11 protein-coding genes and 1 pseudogene are annotated in these 20,502 nt (G+C 69.7%); 3 read left to right on the top strand and 9 right to left on the bottom strand.

Annotation, left to right across the window (positions count from 1 at the left end; all coding sequences use genetic code 11):
• Positions 1-103 precede the first annotated feature (103 nt).
• Positions 104-1,498, top strand: coding sequence for an SH3 domain-containing protein (locus GGR66_RS04680; protein ID WP_184447378.1), 1,395 nt, complete (start codon positions 104-106; stop codon positions 1,496-1,498).
• Complete coding sequence (locus GGR66_RS04685; protein WP_184447379.1) at positions 1,495-2,601, top strand: dipeptide epimerase; 1,107 nt, start codon at positions 1,495-1,497, stop codon at positions 2,599-2,601. Before GGR66_RS04680 ends, GGR66_RS04685 begins: the two co-directional genes overlap by 4 nt.
• 247 nt (positions 2,602-2,848) lie before the next feature.
• On the opposite strand, the gene GGR66_RS21125 is transcribed toward GGR66_RS04685, so the two are convergent.
• The 6 genes and pseudogenes from GGR66_RS21125 to GGR66_RS04710 form a co-directional block, all read right to left on the bottom strand.
• Positions 2,849-3,865, bottom strand: a complete 1,017-nt coding sequence (locus GGR66_RS21125) for a glycoside hydrolase family 43 protein (protein WP_326520934.1) — start codon at positions 3,863-3,865, stop codon at positions 2,849-2,851.
• Positions 3,839-5,311: pseudogene (locus tag GGR66_RS21130) on the bottom strand (MFS transporter); the annotation flags it as partial. The gene GGR66_RS21125 and the pseudogene GGR66_RS21130, both read right to left, overlap by 27 nt.
• 10 nt (positions 5,312-5,321) lie before the next feature.
• Positions 5,322-7,964: a glycoside hydrolase family 3 protein gene (locus GGR66_RS04695; RefSeq protein WP_184447479.1), complete on the bottom strand. Its 2,643-nt coding sequence runs from the start codon at positions 7,962-7,964 to the stop codon at positions 5,322-5,324.
• A gap of 53 nt (positions 7,965-8,017) precedes the next feature.
• Positions 8,018-9,709 carry a glycoside hydrolase family 43 protein gene (locus tag GGR66_RS04700; RefSeq protein ID WP_184447381.1) on the bottom strand — a complete coding sequence of 564 codons (1,692 nt, stop codon included), beginning with the start codon at positions 9,707-9,709 and terminating at the stop codon, positions 8,018-8,020.
• A complete protein-coding gene (locus GGR66_RS04705) occupies positions 9,709-11,688 on the bottom strand; it encodes a sialate O-acetylesterase (RefSeq protein ID WP_184447382.1) in 1,980 nt (659 codons plus the stop codon). Before GGR66_RS04705 ends, GGR66_RS04700 begins: the two co-directional genes overlap by 1 nt.
• Positions 11,685-13,832 carry an alpha-glucuronidase family glycosyl hydrolase gene (locus GGR66_RS04710; RefSeq protein WP_304942087.1) on the bottom strand — a complete coding sequence of 716 codons (2,148 nt, stop codon included), beginning with the start codon at positions 13,830-13,832 and terminating at the stop codon, positions 11,685-11,687. The genes GGR66_RS04705 and GGR66_RS04710 overlap by 4 nt, the downstream gene beginning before the upstream one ends.
• Before the next feature lie 96 nt (positions 13,833-13,928).
• Here GGR66_RS04710 and GGR66_RS04715 point away from each other — a divergent pair, with 96 nt between their 5' ends.
• Complete coding sequence (locus GGR66_RS04715) at positions 13,929-14,987, top strand: LacI family DNA-binding transcriptional regulator (RefSeq protein ID WP_184447383.1); 1,059 nt, start codon at positions 13,929-13,931, stop codon at positions 14,985-14,987.
• A 14-nt stretch (positions 14,988-15,001) separates the two neighbouring features.
• Here GGR66_RS04715 and GGR66_RS04720 read toward each other — a convergent pair whose 3' ends face one another.
• From GGR66_RS04720 to xylB, 3 genes are read right to left on the bottom strand one after another with little or no spacing between them, the layout of a single operon-like run.
• Positions 15,002-17,554, bottom strand: coding sequence for an exo 1,3/1,4-beta-D-glucan glucohydrolase (locus GGR66_RS04720; RefSeq protein WP_184447384.1), 2,553 nt, complete (start codon positions 17,552-17,554; stop codon positions 15,002-15,004).
• Positions 17,555-17,576: 22 nt separating this feature from the next.
• Positions 17,577-18,911, bottom strand: a complete 1,335-nt coding sequence (gene xylA / locus GGR66_RS04725; RefSeq protein ID WP_184447385.1) for a xylose isomerase — start codon at positions 18,909-18,911, stop codon at positions 17,577-17,579.
• 43 nt (positions 18,912-18,954) lie between these two features.
• The gene (gene xylB / locus GGR66_RS04730; protein ID WP_184447386.1) at positions 18,955-20,487 is read right to left on the bottom strand and encodes a xylulokinase; all 1,533 of its coding nucleotides are present in this window, start codon (positions 20,485-20,487) and stop codon (positions 18,955-18,957) included.
• Positions 20,488-20,502 lie beyond the last annotated feature (15 nt).

The raw sequence follows: 20,502 nt of genomic DNA on the forward strand, positions 1-20,502 counted from the left end.
GCAAAACCTGTCAACGCAGCGCCTTGACAGGGAAAAACCGGGAATCGAAGATCCTGGCGTCGGCGCAGTACGCGCCGGCCTTCTTTCCAGACAGTGGGATCCCATGATCACGATGCGCGGCCTGTGCCTGTTGCTCGCCGCGGCGGCGAGCGGCGCCTTCGCAACGGCACGCGCCAGCGACGCCATGCCGCTGCAGGCGCAGCCGGCGCAATTGCAGGCCGAGCACTGGATCGCCCGGCTGCCGGCGGCGTCGCCTCCGCTGTTGGAGGCGACGCAGCGCGCCGCGTTCAATACCCACCTGCTGCGCGACGATCCGTCGATGCACGACCTGGCCGCACTGCCGGCGCGACTGCCCGCCGCGCAGGTCCGTGCGCAGATCCTGGCGCTGTCGGCACCACCGACACGCACGCTCTACGATACCCAAGGCGCTGTGCTCGACGCCGCGCGCCTGCAGGCGCTGCAGCGCGCGCTGGCGCTGGATGCGCTGCCGGCGCAGGTGCAGCCGCACTACGCGCTGGTGGTGCAACGCGCCGACCTGCGGCGCTTCCCGACCGCCGAGCGCGTGTTCAGCGACCGCGACGATCGCGATATCGACCGCTTCCAGGAATCGGTGCTGTATCCGGGCAGCGCGGTGGCGATCCTGCACGCCAGCGCCGATGGGCAATGGCTGTTCGTGCTGGCGCACAACTACGCCGCCTGGATCGCCCGCGACCGCATCGCCGAGAGCGACCGTGCCAGCGTGCTGGCATACGCGCAGCGCACGCCGCGGCTGCTGGTCACCGGCGCACGCGCGTCCACCGTGTTCACCCCGGAACAACCGTCGGCCTCGCAGGTGGCGCTGGACATGGGCAGTTCCCTGCCGCTGCTGCGCGACTGGCCACCGCGGCAGGTGGTCAACGGTCAGTCGCCGCTGGCCGCCTACGTGGTGCAGCTGCCGCTGCGCGACCGCGACGGACGCCTGCAGTTGGTACCCGCGCTGGTACCGCGCAGTGCCGACGTCGCCGAGGCACCGCTGCCCGCCACGCCGCCGTCGCTGCTGCAGCAGGCCTTCAAGTTCCTCGGCGAACGCTACGGTTGGGGCAACAGTTACGACGCACGCGACTGCAGTGGCTTCGTCGTCGACCTCCACCGCAGCCTGGGTATCGACCTGCCGCGCAACACCGGCGACCAGGCACGCAGTCCCAGCCTGGCTTCGGTGCCCTACGTGGCGACCGACCCGCTGCCGCAGCGCCGGCAGGCGCTGGCACGGCTGCGCGTGGGCGACCTGGTCTACATCCCTGGCCACGTGATGCTGGTGATCGGCCACGAGGACGGCCAGACCTGGGTGATCCACGACGTGGCCGGCGCCAGCTACCGCGACGCCGCCGGGCAGGTGCAGCGCGTGCGCCTCAATGGCGTGTCGGTGACGCCGCTGGAGCCGCTGCTGCTCGGCGACGGCACGCCCTTCATCGACCGCATCACCCGCATCCAGCGCCTGCGCGCGCCCACGACCGAATGAAGATCACTGAGATCCGCCTGGGCATGCTGCGCGTGCCGCTGAAGACCCCGTTCAAGACCGCGCTGCGCACCGTGCAGGCGATCGAGGACGTGGTGGTCATGGTCCACACCGACGACGGCCGGATCGGCCACGGCAGCGCCCCGGCCACCCCGCCGATCACCGGCGACACGCACGGTTCGATCATCGCGGCGATCGAACGCTGCCTGGCGCCGCGGCTGATCGGCGAGGACATCGCCGACCTGCAGCGCCTGCGCGGCCTGATCCAGGGCGCGCTGGAGCACAACAGCAGCGCCAAGGCAGCGATGGAGATCGCCGTGCACGACCTGTGGGCGCAGCAGCATGGCGCACCGCTGTACCGCCTGCTCGGCGGCGGCACCCCGCAGCTGACCACCGACCTCACCATCAGCGTGAATGCCGTGGACACGATGGTGGCCGACGCGCTGTCGGCGCTGGCGCGCGGCTTCGTGGCGCTGAAGATCAAGATCGGCACCGATCTCGCCGAGGACATCGCGCGGGTCAAGGCGATCCATGCCGCGGTCGGCAAGCGCGCGCAGCTGCGACTGGACGCCAACCAGGGCTGGACGCCGAAGCAGGCGGTGCAGGCGATGCATGCGCTGGAGCGCGCCGGGGTGACGCTGGAACTGCTGGAGCAGCCGGTCAAGGCCGGCGACGTGGACGGCCTGCAGTACGTGACCGAGCGGGTGCAGACCCCGGTGATGGCCGACGAAAGTGTGTTCTCGCCGGCGCAGGCGATCGCGCTGCTGCAGCGGCGCGCGGCGGACATCGTCAACATCAAGCTGGTCAAGGCCGGCGGCCTGTCCAACGCGCTGCGCATCGCCGACATCGCTGCGGTGTACGGGGTGCCGTGCATGATCGGCTGCATGCTCGAATCGAGCGTCGGCGTGGCCGCGGCGGCGCACCTGGCGGTGGCGCGCGCGGACGTCATCACCAAGGTGGACCTGGATGGGCCGTCGCTGGGGGCCTTCGATCCGGTGGTCGGCGGGGTGCAGTTCGACGAGGCGCAGATCCGGATTGGCGAGGCGCCGGGATTGGGGATTCGCGAGATCCAGGGGTTGGAGCTGTTGCCGCGGACGGTGCGTTGATGCCAAGTCGTGCGCGGCGCGGGGTGATCGGCGCCTGTGTTGCGGTGACGGATACGAGATCGGATTTTCCCGTTTCCTTCCGCGATTGGAGCAGACCTCCAGCCACGACAACGCACTCGTAGGAGCGGCTTCAGTCGCGACAGGCGTTCCCGGGCAGGCCTGTCGCGGCTGAAGCCGCTCCTACAGCGGACAGGGCGACTGCCTTGGCACGGCCCGTGCCCGTGCAGCGTCGCTGGACATCGGCATCTCAGCCCCCATAGGGATCGACAGTCCGAATGCTCCCATCCGGCTCGACGTGCAGCGGCGTGCACTTGACCGAGCGCAGGTGGGTCACGCCGCCGGACAACAGGGCGTCGTGGTAGAACAGGTACCAGCGCCCCTGGAAGGCGCAGATGGAGTGGTGCGTGGTCCAGCCCACCACCGGCTTCAGCAGCACGCCGCGATAGGTAAACGGGCCGTACGGGCTGTCGCCGATGGCGTAGCACAGCAGGTGCGTGTTGCCGGTGGAGTACGACAGGTAGTACCGGCCCTGGTCCTTGTGCAGCCACGGTCCCTCGAAGAAGCGGCGCGCGTGATCGTCGGCGCGCAGCGGTTGCCCGTGCTCGTCGAGAATCACGATTTCCCGCGTGCGCTCCGCCAGCCGGGTCATGCCCGGGTCCAGCCGGGCGATGCGCGGGCCCAGTGCCGGCGCATCGCCCTCGGGCTCGGCATGCGCCGCCTCAAAGCGGTCGTCGCGGTACTTCTGCAACTGGCCGCCCCAGATGCCGCCGAAGCAGAGGTAGTGCGCGCCGTCGTCGTCCTCGAAGACGGCCGGGTCGATCGAGTAGGTACCCGCGATCGGCTCGGGCTCGGCGGCGAACGGGCCTTCCGGGCGGTCGGCCACCGCCACGCCGATGCGGAACACGCCCTGCGCGTCCTTGGCCGGGAAATAGAGGTAATAGCGGCCATCGCGCGTGGCCGCGTCCGGCGCCCACATCTGCCGGCTGGCCCACGGCACGTCGCGCACATGCAGGGCCACGCCGCAGTCGGTAGCCGTGCCTTCGGGCGAGTCCATGCGCAGCACGTGGTAGTCCTCCATGCCGAAGTGACCGCCCTCGTCGTCGAACGGTGCGCCGCTGTCGATGTCGTGCGACGGATAGATGTACAGGCGTCCCTCGAACACGTGGGCCGACGGATCCGCGGTGTAGATGTGGGTCACCAGCGGTTGCGCGATGGCATGTGCCGCGAGGTGGTCGAGATCGCTTCCCTGCCGCCGCAGCTGCAGGTCGTGTTCGATGCGCAGTTCCATGCGCTTGTCGATCCGGTAGAAGAACAACAGCGCCACCGCGACCAGGAACGGGATGGCGCAGTAAATGCTCACTGTCAGGCGAATGCCATCCACTACGGCCTGCGGCTGCTGCTGCGCGCCTGCCTGGTAGCCGTGGTGCGCGAGGATGCCGGCGACCAGCGCGCCGCCGATGCTGAGGCCGATCTTCAGCCCGCACAGCATCGCCGAGAAGATGATCGCGGTGGCGCGGCGATGGTTCTTCCATTCCGAGTAGTCGGCGACGTCGGCGATCATCGCCCACAGCAGCGGGATGGTGATGCCGTAGCAGAAGCCGTGCAGCATGAAGGCGCCGAAGGCCACGCCGATCGCGGTGGGCGGAAACACGTAGAACGCCAGCAGGAACACGGTGGAAACCAGCAGCGCGCCGCCGAAGGCATCGCGCTTGCCGAAGCGGTCGGCCAGGCTCCGGGAAAAGCCGATGCCCAGGATCATGCACAGGATGCCGCAGGCGTTGAACAGGCTGAACGCCGAGGTGGCCGGGTCCTGCGGCCAGGTGAAGCCGGACAGGCCCCATCCGCTGAGCACCGCGTTCACGCCGCCGATGAAGCCATTGAAGCCGGAGGCGTCGAGAAAGCCCGCCAGGGCGGCCTCGCTCAGGTAGTACTGGAAGTAGTAGATGTAGGTGCCGCCCTTCAGCGCCAGGTTGACGAAGACCAGCACCGTCAGTGCCAGCATCACCTTCCATGGCCGGTTGTGCAGCAGGTCGGACAGGTCCTGCAGCACGCCTGCGCTCTGTTCCTTCGCCGGCACGATGCGCTCGCGGGTGGTGGCGAAGGTGATCAGGAAGAACAGCGTGCCTACCACCGCGAACACCGTCATCAGGCGCTCGAAGCCGCGCACGTTGTCGCCGTCGCCCAGGATCAGCACCAGCGGCAACAGCAGCACCTGGATGATGAACTGCGCGATCATCACCGCCACGAAGCGATAGGCCGACAGGCTGTTGCGCTGGGCCATGTTGCCGGTCAGCACCCCGCTGAGCGCGGAGTACGGCAGGTTGTTGGCCGCGTACACGAGCATCAGCAGGCCGTAGGTGGTCAGGGCATACATCACCTTGCCGCGCGCGCCCAGGTCCGGGGTACTGAAGGCGAGCAGCGACAGCACGCCGAACGGGATCGCCGTCCACAGGATCCAGGGCCGGAACTTGCCCCAGCGGGTCGCCGTGCGGTCGGCGGCGATGCCGATCAGCGGGGTGAACACGAACGCGCCGAGCAGGCCGATCACGAAGATGATCGTCGCCGCCGTGGCGGCCGGCAATCGGTACACATCGGTATAGAAGAAGGCCAGATAAGTGATCAGCGTCTGGAAGATCAGGTTCGCCGCCAGGTCGCCCAGGCTGTAGCCCAGCTTCTCCCGCACCGACAGCACGTGCACGGCGGTCTCCACACTGCGCGGCTCAGTCACGGCGCGCCTCCACGGTGAAGCGCCCACGCACGCGGGCATCGGCGCTGGAGCCGCCGATCCGCACTTCGTAGCCTCCGGGCGGCACGACATAGCGGCCGCGGGCGTCGTCGTACTGGCGCAGCGCCTGTTGCGCATCCAGTTCGAACGTCAGGGTCCGCCGCTCGCCCGGGGCCAGACGAACGCGCTGGAAGCCACGCAGCGTCTGCTGCGCATCGCCGGGCGCGGCCGCCAGCCGCCGCACGTACAGTTGCGCGACTTCGTCGCCCGCGTGCTTGCCGGTGTTGGCTACTTCCACCTGCACCTTGAGGCGTCCGTCGTCGGCGATGCGCGGCGCATCCATGCGCAGCTTGCCGTAGTCGAACCGCGTGTACGACAGGCCGTGGCCGAACGGATACAGCGGGATGCCGCGAAAGTAGCGGTAGGTGCGGCCTTCCATCGCGTAGTCGTCGAACGCCGGCAGCGCCTGATCCGCCCTGTAGAACGTCACCGGCAAGCGGCCGGCGGGATTGACCTCGCCGAACAGCGCCTGGCCCACCGCGGTGCCGCCGCGCTGCCCGGGATACCAGCTCATCAGGATCGCCGACAGATGCGCCTGCGCCCATTCCACCGCCAGTGCCGAGCCGCCGGTCAGCACCATCACCACCGGCTTGCCGGTGGCGTGCAGCGCTTCCAGCAGGGCGCGCTGCGGCGCGGGCAGGCGCAGGTCGGTGCGGTCGCCGCCGGCGAAGCCCGGATAGTCCACCTTCATCTCTTCGCCCTCGACGTCGCCGGTCAACCCGCCGACGAACACCACCACGTCCGCGTTGCGGGCGGCATCGAGGGCCTCGTCGAACGGCGGCTTCGCGCCGGGCATGCGCCAGCCCAGCCGCACGCCGGCGTCGCGCTCGGCGTCGTAGTACTCCAGCTTCACCGCATAGGCGCGGCCCGCCTGCAGGTCTAGGTCCACGCCGTCGGCGCGCATGCGGTCGCTGTCGGTCCAGTGGTCCAGCAGCAGCTTGCCGTCGACATAGAGACGGAAGCCGTCGTCGGCGGCCGCCTCGATCCGGTAGCGACCCGAGACCGGCGGCAGCAGCTGGCCGCTCCAGCGGATGCTGAAATGATCGTTGGGAATGCCCTGCCCCGGCCCCGCTTCGCCGCGGGCCAGCAGGTTGTCGGTCGGCGAGCCGCGGTCCCAACGGAAGCCGATCTGGGCGTCGGTACGGACCAGCGCCGGCGTCCCCGCCAGATCGGGCGTGCGGAAGTACTCGCCGCGCAGGCCACGTTCCGGGGAATCGGCCGACGGCCGCAGGTATGCCGCCTCGATCAGCGGCGTGGCGCCCGGATCGTCGCGCCCTTCGACCAGATCCACACCGCGCGCATAACGCACCTCGATGCCCTTCGCCGCGTCGCGAATACCCTGCAGGATGGTGACCGGCGCCGCCGGGGTGCCGAAGTAGTTGCCGAGCAGGGCCATGGTGTCGTCGGCGGTCGGGCCGACCACGGCGATGCGCTTGAGCTTGCGCGACAGCGGCAGCACGCCATCGTTCTTCAGCAGCACCAGCGATTCCTGCGCGGCCTGCAAGGCCAGCGCATCGTGCGCGGGCGCCTGGTTCACCGAGGCGGGAATGCGTGCCCAGCGCACGCGCTCGGGCGGGTCGAACATGCCCAGTCGCATCCGCGCGGTGAACAGGCGCGTCACCGCATCGTCGATCTCCGCTTCGTCGATCAGCCCCTGGCGTACCGCCGCCGGCAGCGTGGCGTATTCCTGGCCGCACTCCAGTTCGGTGCCGTTCTTGACCGCCAGCGCCGCGGCCGCCTCGCGGCTGGGCGCGAGGTGGTGATGCTTCCAGATATCGACGATGGCCCAGCAGTCCGAGACCACGTAGCCGGTGAAGCCCCAGTCGCGGCGCAGCACGTCGCGCAACAGGAATTGGCTGGCGCTGGCGGACTCGCCGTACACCCGGTTGTAGGCGCCCATCACCGCATCCACCTGGCCTTCCTTCACCAGCGCCTCGAACGCCGGCAGGTAGGTGTCGTAGAGATCGTGCTTGCTGGGGCGGGCGTCGAAGTGATGACGGTCGGCCTCCGGGCCGCTGTGCACGGCGAAATGCTTGGCGGTGGCGTCGAGCTTGCGGTACACCGGATCGTCGCCCTGCAATCCCTGCACGAAGGCCACGCCCATGCGCGCGGTGAGGTAGGGATCCTCGCCGTAGGTCTCCTGGCCGCGTCCCCAGCGCGGGTCGCGGAAGATGTTGATGTTCGGCGACCAGAAGGTCAGCCCCTGGTAGCGGCCGTGCGCGCCTTCGCGGAGGAACTGGTGGTGCTTGGCGCGCGCCTCGTCGCTGATGGTGGTGGCCACCTGCCCCATCAACGGCACGTCGAAGGTGGCGGCCAGCCCGATGGCCTGCGGAAACACGGTGGCCTGGCCTGCCCGCGCCACGCCGTGCAGCGCTTCGTTCCACCAGTCGTAGGCCGGCACGCCCAGACGTTCGATCGCCGGCGCGGCGTTCTGCATCTGCGCCGCTTTCTCCTCCAGGGTCATCTGCGCCACCAGCGCCGCCGCCCGGGTCTCGAAGCTGGCCGAGGTGTCTTGCCACGGCTGGGTGTCGGCGGCATGGCCAACGCTGGCCAGCGTAGCGGCGGCGCATAGGGCCAGCGCGCGGACGAGGCGGCCAGGGCGGGCGGAAGGAAGGGAAGACCTGCGCATCATCATTTGCTCCTCGAGGCGCGCTCGTCGCGCGCGAAAGGACCGAGCAGGGCGCCCACGAAGCCGCCTGCACGATCCGTACTCAACACGGTCCCGTCGACATCGTCGGCGAGCGTCTGCCAGCCCTGCCCCGCACCGGTGTCGAACGCGAATGCATACGTTCCTTCGTCACCCGCGATCTTCAGGCGCAACGACGTCGACGCATCCAGTTCGCGGCTGGCCAGGGTCCTGGTCGCGCCCTTGCCCTCGCGCGCCTCCAGGAAGACCTCCACGCGATCGCGTCCCGCACGGCGCACGCCGAGGAAGTACCACCAGGCCTCGTTCTGGAACGCCGCCAGCCCAGCCGCCACGCCCGGCGCCGGCCGCGTTAGTGCGGTGCTGGCCTCGAAGCGCAGGTGCTGCTGGCGGCGCCCCAGGAAGGCGGGGTTGCGCAAGCTGTCCAGGTTCTCCGGCAACGGATGCACGGCCAGACTGCCCGGGCGCGTGCGCAGGTCCGCCCAGTCCCGCTTGGGCACCCGCACACGCAACCAGCCGCGGCCGAGCGTCGGCCCGTCGAATTCGTCGCGCTCGATGAAGTTGCCGGTGGAAGGCGCCTGCGACGCCTCGCCCTGCATCCACGACGGCGCCTGGACCGCATAGGGGATGGCCTGCCCGGCCGGCAGGATCAGCGGCCAGCCGTCGCGCCACTGCACCGGCAGCAGGTAGGTCTCGCGCCCGGTGTTGTAGTGGCGCACGTCGTAGGTGCGGCTGGCCAGGAACACCGCCCACCAGGACCCGTCCGGCCCTTCCACCAAGTCCGCATGCCCGGCGTTGGCGATCGGCAGCGGCCGGTCGTCGGGCAGGTCGCGCTGGGTGAGGATGGGATTGCCCGCGTACGGCGCGTAAGGCCCCCAGACGTCGCGGCTGCGTAACACCACTTGGGAGTGCTGCGGCCCGGTGCCGCCCTCGGCATCGGAGAGGTAGTACCAGCCATCGCGACGATACAGATGCGGCCCCTCGATCCAGATCGGATTCTTCGCCGGCTCCACGCCGCCATCGATCAGCACCTTGCGCGGCCCCACCGGGGTGAAGGTGGCCAGGTCGAGTTGCTGCATCCAGATCGCGCGATGGCCGTCGTAGCGCGGCGGGCCGGGCGGCTCGTCGTTGTTGAGCAGGTAGACGCGACCGTCGGCGTCGAAGAACAGCGACGGGTCGATGCCACCGATGCCCGGCAGCCAGTGCGGGTCCGACCAGGGACCGGCGGGATCGCGCGCGGTGGCGATGAAGTTGCCGCCGCTGTCCACGGCCGTGGTGACCACGTAGAACATGCCGTCGTGATAGGCGATGGCCGGCGCGAAGATGCCGCGCGACACGCTCAGGCCATCGAAGTCCAGTTGCGTCGGGCGGTCGATCACGTTGCCGATCTGCTTCCAGTACACCAGATCCACGCTCTCGAACACCGGAATGCCGGGGAAGTAGGTGAAGCTGGAATTGACCAGGTAGAACCGCCCGTTCGCGCGCACGATGCTCGGGTCGGCGTGGAAGCCGGCCAGGATCGGGTTGCGGTAATGGCCTGCTGGCAGCGGTGCATCGAAGGCCGCGTCGCGCCCGGCGTATTCGAACCAGTCGAAGTAGACCGGTGGCGCAGGCGCGGCCCACAGCGGCTGCAGCGCAGCGGACAACAGCAGGAGGGCCGAGGCGAGCAGCGGACGCATCAGGGAATCTCCTCGGAAACTGCGAGTTCGAACGGTCCCGCCGGCGCCCCGGACCTGTCGCGCAGCGTGCAGATCGGACCATCGGCCCAGCAGTAGCGCACGCGCGTGGCGGATGCGGCCTGCGGGCTGTGCAGGACGACGTCGCGCCCGTCCAGCGTGGCGTCGGCATACCGGCAGTGCTGCGCCTGCGCATCGCAGAGTTCGAAGCCGATGGGACCGTTCGCACCGGTCGTGACCAGGCTGCCGTCGACGTCGTCGAACACGATCCGCACCGCGCCCTGCGTGCGCGCTGCCGTGCGTGGCGTCGGGCCGGACGGCGCCAATGCGCGTTCGCCGTAGACCACGTGACGCGCCACCCGCGCCAGGCGCCGCCCCAGTTCCTGCTTGTTGGGCGGATGGATGTCGTAGGCATCGCCGATGTCGATGGCCACCGCGAGCCCGGAGTGCGGATCTTCTGCAACGACGCGGCGCTGCGCCTCGCGCAGCTGCGCCCAGCCGCTCTCCGTCGGTGTCTGCGGTGGGCGGCCGTAGCCGGCCAGTTGCACCACCAGCAACGGCAGCGCCGCGCCGAACTGCCTGCGCCAGTCGTCGCGCAGGTGGCGCAGCCGTGTCGCATAGACGGCGCCCTCGCCGGCATTGGATTCGCCCTGGTACCAGACGATGCCGCGCAGGCCGTCGTTGCCCAGCGGCGCGATCATGCCGTTGTACAGCGTCGACATGCCGGAGGCCGCATGCCACGGCGCCAGCGGCGGGGACTGTGGATCGGGCGCCACGCGATACTGCCAATGCCCATCCAGGACGATCCGCGTGCCATCGTCCAGTTGCACGGCATGGGCGCTCGCGGGGCCTGCCAGTCCGCCCTCGCCGTAGGTGTCCAGCACGTTGACGACCACCGTGTTGACGCCCGCTTTCAACAGGCCGGGCGGCAGCGCATACCGGCGCGGATCGCTTGGCGCGTTCTGGCTGCCCACGGCCACGCCGTTGACCCAGGTCATGTCCGTCTCGTCGACCGGCCCCAGCACGAGCCGTGCGCCCTGCGCCGCCTGTGCGGCGGTCAGGGTGACCTGCGTGCGGTACCAGACCATGCCGTTGTAGGCGGCGAGCGCGGGCACGCCCCAACGTTCCCAGGCGCCGAGCGTGGCCGGCGCGTCCTGCCACCGCGTGCGGTCCGCGCCGGGCTGCCAGGGTGTATCGCCCGGCTTGGTACCGGCGCGCGTGGTCCACCACTGTTGCCAGTGCCGGCCCCAGCGTGCGCTCGCGGCGACGGGGTCGGTGGCGTACAGCGCCAGCACGTCCAGCGCATCGTCCATGCCGCCTTGCGCGCGCAGGGCGTCGGCGCTGGTCCAGGCCTCGATGCGCGCGCCGCCCCAGGCCGCCTGGATCAGGCCCATCGGCACCTTAACTGTCTTCTGCAGCTCGCGCGCGAAGTAGAAGCAGGCAGCGGAGAAATTGCGCACCGTCTCCGGCGATGCGGGTCGCCACGCGACGTCGGTCGGAAACATGTCCTGCGGCGTGACCGCCGCGGCCTTGGGCACGGCGAACAGGCGGATGCTCGGCTGGACGGCGGCGGCCAGTTCGCTGCTCGCATCCAGCGCGCGCCACACCGGCAGCTCCATGTTCGACTGCCCGGAACACAGCCAGACATCGCCCATCAGCACATCGCGCACCACCTGGCGGTCCTGCCCCGCGCGCACGGTCATGTCGTAGGGACCGCCGGCGGCGGTAGGCTGCAGCGTCGCGTGCCAGCGACCTCCGGCATCGGCGCGTGCACTGACCGACTGCCGTGCGAATGTCACCGACACCGTGGCGCCCGGCGCGGCGTGGCCCCACACCGGAATCGCCCGGTCGCGTTGCAGCACGGCGTGATCATGGAACAGCGGATGCAACAGCGGCGGCGTCGCCTGCTGCGCCATGCATGGCATCGCGCAGGCTCCTGAAACCATCGCCAGCAGCCAGCCCGTCCACGTTGTCGGCTTCATCGTCCATCTCCGGGTGCGGAGGGAAACTGCAGGGCCTGGTACCAGGCCAGCGAGTGCGGCGGCGCGGTTTCGCCTGGGGGCAAGGGCCGACCGCTCACCGACTGGAAGTACGCCACGCTGGCATCGCGCCACCACTGCGCTTCGCGCAGCTGGATGCGCAGGAACGCCGCGACCTGCGCATGCCGCTCGGCATCCACCTTGCCGCGCAGGCCGTCCCAGGTGGCCTGCATGGCCTGCACCTGGCGCACGCCCTGCGAATAGCGGCCGACCAGCTCGTCCCACAACGGCCGCCCGGAGGCCATGCGGTGATCCCACGGCACGTGGTGGAACCACAACAGCAGCGGCTCGGGCACCCGCGCCAGGTCGCCATACACGGCCGCCACCTCGGGCGCGTACTGGCTCACCGCATTGCTGCCGCGAGCGGTGCGGTCGAAGCCGATGCCGTCGCGATCGGCGCGGTGGTAGTACACCGAGGTCCAATCCGCGCGCGGGCCGCCGTCCACCCAAGGGCCGGGACCGTAGTGGTGGCCGCGCGCCATCAGGTGGTGCAGGCCCAGCGGGGTCATGTAGTTCACCGCGGCCTCGCGCGAGGCCATCATCATCCCGACGATGGGCTGCACCACCTCGGGCCTCGGCGAAAACGTCATCGCCGCCCATTCCGCCGCGATGGCACGGGCGGAGCGATGCGGATTCCAGGCGAGACGGCCGAACGCATACCAATTGGCCTGGTCGAAGTGCGAGCCGCTCCAGGTGCGGTCGTTGCCGATGTTGGCGACGCCTGCGATGCCGCTCAGGGCATGGCCTTCCAGCGAACCGTCCACCACGTCCGCCACCGTGGCGCCCGCGCCGCGGGCGTGGGTGTCGGACTGCAGCACTTCCTCGTACAACGGCCCCAGGTACACCAGGTGCGTGGCAAAGCCGAGATACTCCTTGGTGATCTGGAATTCCAGCATCAGCGGCGTGCGCGGCATCGCGCCGAACAGCGGATGGAACGGCTCGCGCGGCTGGAAGTCGATGGGCCCGTTCTTGACCTGCACGATCACGTTCGCGCGGAACGCGCCGTCGAGGCCGGCGAACTCGGTGTAGGCCTGCATGGCACGGTCCACCGGCACGTCGTGGGCATAGACGAAGGCCCGCCACATCACCACGCCGCCGTGCGGCGCCAGCGCATCGGCCAGCAGGTTGGCGCCGTCCGCATGCGAACGGCCATAGTCCTGCGGGCCGGGCTGCCCTTCCGAATTGGCCTTGACCAGGAAGCCGCCGAAATCCGGAATCCGCGCGTAGATGTCATCGACCTTGTCGCGCCACCAGCGCTGCACGGCCGGGTCGAGCGGATCGGCGGTCTTCAGCCCACCCAATTCGATGGGCGCGCTGAAGCGCGCGCTCAGGTAGACGCGGATGCCGTAGGGCCGGAACACGTCCGCCAGCGCCGCCGCCTTGTCGAGATAGGCCGGCGCCAGGCTCTGCGCGTTGGCGTTGACGTTGTTCAGTACCGTGCCGTTGATGCCCAGCGAGGCATTGGCCCGCGCATAGTCCGTGTAACGCGGGTCGCGCCACTCCGGCAGGCTTTGCCAGTCCCACAACGAGCGGCCCGCATAGCCGCGCTCGACATGGCCGTCCAGGTCGTCCCAATGGTCGAGCACGCGCAGTCGGATCCGTGGCGACTCATGCACTTCGAGCGCGTCCAGCGACGCACCGGTCTGCAGCAGCCGCAGCAGATGGAACACCCCGTACAGCACGCCGATGTCGCGACGTGCGGCCACCAGCAACACCGCGTGCCCGTCGATGCGGGCGCGCTTGAGCAGGTAGCCCTCCTCGCCCAGCGACGCGATCTCCTCCCGGAACGGCGCAAGCGCTGGCGACGACTGCGGCGTGCCCAGCATCACCGCATGATCGCCGGTCGCGACCGCGCGCGTCGCCGGCGCGCGGCCCAGCAGGCCGGTGAGGCCGCGTATCAGTTCATCGCGCGCCGCACGCTGCGTCGGGGTCTGCTCCGGCGCCACTACCTCATCCAACTCCGCCGCGCGCGCAGCGCCTTGCGAAGGCAGATACCGCAGCCACAACGCAGCGCCATCCTCCGCGCGCACGCTGCCCGTGCAGACCATCAGCGCCATGGCAGCGCACGCCATCCACTGACACCGCATGACATGCGCATGACGCCCAAGCGCCGCCAGCAAACCTTGTAAGCTGACGGCGTGCCCGCGGCGCGCCAACGTCAAGAAGAACAAAGGGAACGCGTTTTGGACAAGCCGAAGAAATCGGTCCGCCGCAAGACCAGCGGGGTCACGATCGACGAGGTGGCGGCCTTGGCCGGGGTGTCGCCGATGACCGTCTCGCGCGCGATCAACCAGGGCAAGGTGCGCGATGCCACCCGCGAGCGCGTGATGCGCGCGGTGCGCGAACTGGGCTACACGCCCAACCTGGCGGCCAGTTCGCTGGCCGCCGCGCAGCACACGCGCATCGCGCTGATCTACACCAACCCCAGCGGCGCCTACCTGCGCGAACTGCTGGTCGGTTTGTTGCGCGTCGCGTCCAACGCCGCCATCCAGTTGGTCATCCACTACTGGGAAGACCTGGACGCCGACGCCGAGCGCAAGGCCGCGCGCGCCTTGGGCGGCCGCGTGGATGGCGTGATCCTGCCGCCGCCGCTGTGCGAGTCGCAGGCGGCAGTGACCGAACTGGTCAAGGCGGGCATCCCGGTGGTCGCGATCGCCGCCGGACGCCTCAGCGACGCGATCTCCTGCGTGCGCATCGACGACTTCCACGCCGGCAAGGAGATGGCCGAGCATCTGATTCAGCACGGCCACCGGCGCATCGGCTTCATCCGCGGGCGCCAGGACCTCAGCGCCAGCGCGCGGCGCTACGAGGGCTTCGTCACCGCCCTGCAGGAGGCCGGGCTGAAGGTCGAACCCGGCCTGGTCCAGCAGGGCGACTACACCTACCGCTCCGGGCTCGCCGCCGCCGAGAAGCTGCTGTCGCACCGCCGCCCGCCGACCGCGATCTTCGCCAGCAACGACGACATGGGGGCGGCAGCGATCTCGGTCGCGCACCGGCGCGGCCTGGAAGTGCCGCGCGACCTGTCGGTGGTGGGCTTCGACGACACCTCGGCCGCCACCACCGTCTGGCCGGAGCTCACCACCATCCATCAACCGATCGCTTCGATGGCCGATGCCGCCATCGACATCCTGCTGCGCAGCATCCGCCGCAAGCGCGACGACGCGCGCATGTCCAGCGACCACGTGGTCCCGCACCGGCTGGTGCTGCGCGGTTCGGTCGCCAGCCCGCCCAAGGGCCGCTAGCGCAGGTCGCATGCTCACGTGCTCGGACATGCGACGGTGGCCTCCGCTTCGTTCAATGCACCGAGCGCGACCCGCGACACCGACAGCGTCATCGTGCCCGCCGTGGTCAACGCCCACGGACGATCCAGCTTGCTCAGATCCGCACCGGCTGCCGCCAGGCACTTGAGCGGCACGCCCACGCGCTTCCATTGGCCCACCGGCAGGGCTGTCAGCGTCGGCCCGATCGCGACCCGCGCGGTGCAACCGCTGCCGCAACCGACCGCCAGCCACACCTCGCCCTGCGGTGCGGCGTCCACGCGCAGCGTGGTCACCAGCATCAGGTCGCCGTTGCTCTCGCGCTGCAGGTCCAGCGGAGTATGCGATTGCAGCGCCACCACCGCCTCGCGACCGCCCGACCAGGCAAGGCGGCGGCCATCTTCCTGCGCCAGGTGATCCACGCCGGTGACCTTCAGCGCGCCGCCATCGAGCGATTCCGGCACCCGGGTGACGGTCACGCCCTGCCCGCTGCTGCCCTCCAGGCGCAGCGCCATGCCCGGGCCGGCCGCGCCGCGGACGAAGAACACCCCGGCCGCGCCCTCGTTGCCGGTGAGGCCGGAGACCTCGGGCAGCCTGGCCAGATCGCCGTTGTCGGCATAGCGCAGGCCGAAGCCGAAGGCGAACAGCGGGTCGTAGCCCTTCTGCCCCACGTTGTTGGCGTACTGCGTGGCCGTGCGCGGCCAACTGAAGCTGAGCCTGCCCTTGAAGTCGTGCTGCACGCCGCCCTGCGGAGTGCGCAGCAGCACGTCGGCGATGCCGGCGCCCTCCGAACCCGGCAGCCATGCCGCGACGAAGGCATCGGCGGCATTGAGTTCGCGGTTGACCCACAGCGGGCGCCCGCTGAGGAACACCGCGACCACGGGAATGCCGTCGGCCTTGAGCCGCTTGATCAACGCCAGGTCGGTGTCGTCGCCCGGCTTGTAGGCCAGGGTCGGCCGATCGCCCTGGAACTCCGCGTACGGGTTTTCGCCGAACACCACCACCGCGACGTCCGGCTTGGTCGTGTATCTGCCGTCGACCGAAAGCACGGCCTCGCCGCCTGCGGCCTTGGCCTGCTGCGCGAAGCCCTCGTAGATGGTGTCCGCGTTCGGGAAGTCCTTGCGGGTGGTGCCGGTGCCCTGCCAGTTCAGCGTCCAGCCGCCGGCCTGCTTGCCGACGTCGTTGGCACCGTCGCCGGCCACCAGGATGCGTTGCTTCGGCGACAGCGGCAGCACGCCGCCCTGGTTCTTCAGCAGCACCAGCGACTCGCGCACCGCCTGCCGCGCCACCGCGCGATGCGCCGGGGCGCCGATCAGCGCGAACTGGCCACCGACCGCGCGCGACGACGGCTTGCCCGCCTCGAACAGGCCCAGCCGCATCTTGACCCGCAGGATCCGGCGTACCGCATCGTCCAGGCGTTGCTGGGAAATGGTGCCGTTCTTCGCCGCCGCCAATGTGGTCGTGTAGAAGCCCTTCCAACTGTCCGAGGCCATGGCCATGTCCAGGCCGGCGTTGATGGTGGCGGGGCAATCGGTGGGCGTGCAGCCCTTGACCTGTCCGTGGCCGTTCCAGTCGCCGACCACGAAGCCGCCGAAGTGCATGCGTCCCTTCAGCGCGTCGGTCAGGTAGGCCTTGTGGCCATGCATCTTTTCGCCGTTGACGCTGTTGAACGAGGCCATCGCGGTCTGCGCGCCCGCGGCGATCGCCGGGGGATAGCCGGCGGCATGGATGCGCACCAGTTCGGCCTCACCGATTCTGGTGTCGCCCTGGTCCCGGCCGTCGGTGGTGCCACCATCGCCCAGGAAGTGCTTGACCGAGGCGATCACATGGCGGCCATCGAGGAAGTCCGGCGATCCCACCTTGCCCTGCAGCCCCTCGACCATCGCCCCGGCGTAGCTGGCCACCACCTCGGGCGACTCGGAATAGCCCTCGTAGGTGCGGCCCCAGCGGTCGTCCTGCGGCACCGCCACGGTCGGCGCGAAGGTCCATTCCATGCCGGTGGCACGGGTCTCCAGCGCGGTGATTTCACCGATCCGCCGCAGCAGCGCCGGGTTACGCGTCGCGCCCAGGCCGATGTTGTGCGGGAACAGCGTGGCGCCGACGATGTTGCTCTGCCCGTGCACCGCGTCGATGCCGAACAGCACCGGGATCGCCTTGCCGCCCTTGGAGGTGTCCATCGACGCCGCATAGAACGCATCGGCCAGCGCCAGCCATTCGGCCGGCGCGGCATCGTAGCGGCCGCCGGGATCGGAGTTGCCGCCGGCCAGGATCGACCCCAATCGATACTTGCGCACGTCCTCCGGGGTGAGGCTGCCGATGTCGCCCTGCACCAGCTGGCCGACCTTTTCCTCCACCGTCATGGTGGCGATCAGCGCGGTGAGTCGCCGTTCCAGCGCGGGATCCTCGGGCAGCGGCCAGGTCACGTTGGGCCAGGGGCTGGCCTCCGCCCGGGCGGGCGCCGCGGCCTGGACGTCGCCCTTGCAGACGGCAAGCGCGAGCAGCAGCGCGGCCAGCAGTCCGCCGTGGTGGCGTGTGGAATGGGTGTCGGTCACGGCGCTCTCCTTGCCGCCGCGCTCAGCGCAGCAGGTACTGGTTGATCAGGTTCTCGTAGCGCTCCTGCCGGCCACTGATCTGCCGTAGCTCGCCACCCTTCGCGCCCAATGCGGCCAACTCGGCGAGGCCGAGCGCGCCGCCCGCGAACTCCTTGCCGGCACCACTGTCGAAGCTGGCATAGCGCTCCTGGCGCCACTGTTCCCAGGGCGAGTCGTTGAGCAACGCATGGGCGACTTCCAGCCCGCGTGCGAACGCATCCATGCCGCCGATGTGGGCGATGAACAGATCCTCGAGCTCGGTGGACTCGCGGCGCACCTTGGCGTCGAAGTTCAGGCCGCCCTCCAGGCCGCCCTGGCGCAGCACCACCAGCATGGCGCCCACGGTGTCGTACAGGTCTGTCGGGAACTGGTCGGTATCCCAACCGTTCTGCGCATTGCCGCGGTTGGCGTCGATGCTGCCCAGCAGGCCGTGGTCGGAGGCGACCTGCAGGTCGTGTTCGAAGGTGTGGCCGGACAGCGTGGCGTGGTTGGCCTCGATGTTGAGCTTGAAGTCCTTGTCCAGCCCATGCTGCTTCAGGAAACCCGTCACCGTCGCGCTGTCGAAGTCGTACTGGTGCTTCATCGGCTCCATCGGCTTGGGCTCGATCAGGAAGTTGCCCTTCAGGCCGATGCTGCGGCCGTAGTCGCGCGCCATGGTGAGGAAGCGCGCGAAGTGGTCGAGTTCGCGCTGCATCTGCGTGTTCGCCAGCGAGGCATAGCCTTCGCGGCCGCCCCAGAACACGTAATGCTCGCCGCCCAGTTCCACCGTCGCCTCCAGCGCCGCCTTCACCTGCACGGCGGCCCGCGCCACCACGGCGAAATCCGGATTGGTCGCGGCACCGTTCATGTAGCGCGGATGCGAGAACAGATTGGCCGTGCCCCACAGCAGCTTCATCCCGGTCGCGTCCTGGCGCGCCTTGGCCAGGCCCACCATGTGCTTGAGGTTCTTCTCGTACTGCGCGGCATCGTCGGCGTCCGGCGCCAGGTCGATGTCGTGGAAGCACCAGTACGGCACGCCGAGCTTGGTGAAGAATTCGAACGCCGCATCCACTTTCGCCTCGGCGCTGGCCATCGGCGCGCCCACCTCCCACGGGAAGTGGCGCGTGCCCGGGCCGAACGGATCCTGCCCGGCGTTGCAGAAGGTGTGCCAGTAGCACACCGCAAAGCGCAGATGTTCCTGCATGGTCTTGCCGCCGACGAGCTTGTTCGCGTCGTAGACCTTGAAGGCGAGCGGGTTGTCCGAACCGCGACCTTCGAAGGGGATGCGGCCGATGCCGGGGAAGTATTCCTTGGCGCCGATAAAGGGCTGGGTGTGCATGGTGCGGGTTCCTGTCGTGGTGGGAGGGAGTGCGAAAAGGGAATCAGCCGCGGAACAGCGGCATGCAGGCGTTGAGATGGCGCAGGAAGCGCGCATAGGCCGCGGCATAGGCCTGGGTGCGCGCCGGATCGGGGCGGGCGGACCGCTGCGGATCCACCGCCACATGCCGCTGCGCGATGTCGGCGATGGACGCGGCATCGCCGCGCGCCAGGCCGATGGCCCACAGCGCCTGCAGGGCCGCACCGAACGCCGCGCCTTCCGGTTGCGTGGGCACGTCCACCGGCAGGCCGAACACATCGGCCACCAGTTGCCGCCATGCGCCGCTGTTGCTGCCGCCGCCGGTCAGCACGATGCGCTCGAACTGCATGCCCGCGCGCACGAATGCGTCGAAGCCGTATTTCAGGCTGTAGGTCGCCCCTTCCATCGCCGCGCGATAGAGGTGGGCCGGGGTCATGTTGGTCGTGTCCAGACCCGCCAGCAGGCCCTTGCCCAGCGGCAGGTCCGGCGTGCGCTCGCCATTGAGGAACGGCAGCATCACCAGGCCGTCGGCGCCAGGCGCGGTGGCGTGCAGATGCGCATCGCCATCGCGGGTGCTGAAGCCGAATGCGGCGGCGACCTGTTCCGTCGCCACGGTGCAGTTCATCGTGCAGATCAGCGGCAGCCAGCCGCCGGTGGAGGAGCAGAACGCGGCCCACGCGCCGTCCGGGTCGACCACCGGCGTGTCGGAATAGGCGAACAAGGTGCCGGAGGTGCCCAGGCTCATCGCCAGGCGACCGGGCACGACGCAGCCGGTGCCGATCGCCGCCATCATGTTGTCGCCGCCACCGACGGCGACCTTCAGCGTCGTCGGCACGCCGAGCAGGCGGGCGGCCGCCGGGTCGATGTCGAACACCGCATCCGGCGCGGCGAAGCGCGGCAGGCAGTCCGCCAGATCGCGCTGCGGATCGGTCGCACGCAGCAGTTCGGCCGACCACGTGCGTGTGCGCACGTCCAGCCAGCCCGTACCCGATGCGTCGCCGTATTCGCAGAAGCGCTGGCCGGTCAGCACGAAGTTGAGGTAGTCGTGCGGCAGCAGAATGGTGGCGAGCCGCGCATAGACCTCGGGCCGGTGCGTCTTGGTCCAGGGCAGCTTGGAGGCGGTGTAACCGGTGAGGATCGGGTTGCCCGCCAGCGCGATGGTGCGCGCCGCGCCGCCGACCGCGTCCATGATCTGCACGCATTCGGCCGAGGTGCTGGTGTCGCACCACAGCTTGGCCGGTGCCAGCACCTCGCCTGCCGCATCGACCGGAACGAAGCCGTGCTGCTGGCCCGAGACCGCCAGCGCGGCGAGGCGCGATCGCAGCGCAGGATCGATCGCCTGGAAGCAGGCCTGCAGGGCCGCGACCCAGTCGGCCGGCCGCTGTTCACGGCTGCCATCGGCGGCGGAATGCAGATCCAGCGGCGCATTGCTGCTGGCCACGACGCTGCGCCCGACCGGGTCGTAGACCACGACCTTCAGGCTCTGCGTCCCCGCATCGATTCCGGCCACCAACTCCCTCTCTTCCACTTCGTACCGCCTTATAGTTAGCGCTATCATTTTTGAGCGACAGCA

Source organism: Xanthomonas sp. 3498, from assembly GCF_014199795.1.
Taxonomy (GTDB): domain Bacteria; phylum Pseudomonadota; class Gammaproteobacteria; order Xanthomonadales; family Xanthomonadaceae; genus Xanthomonas_A; species Xanthomonas_A rydalmerensis.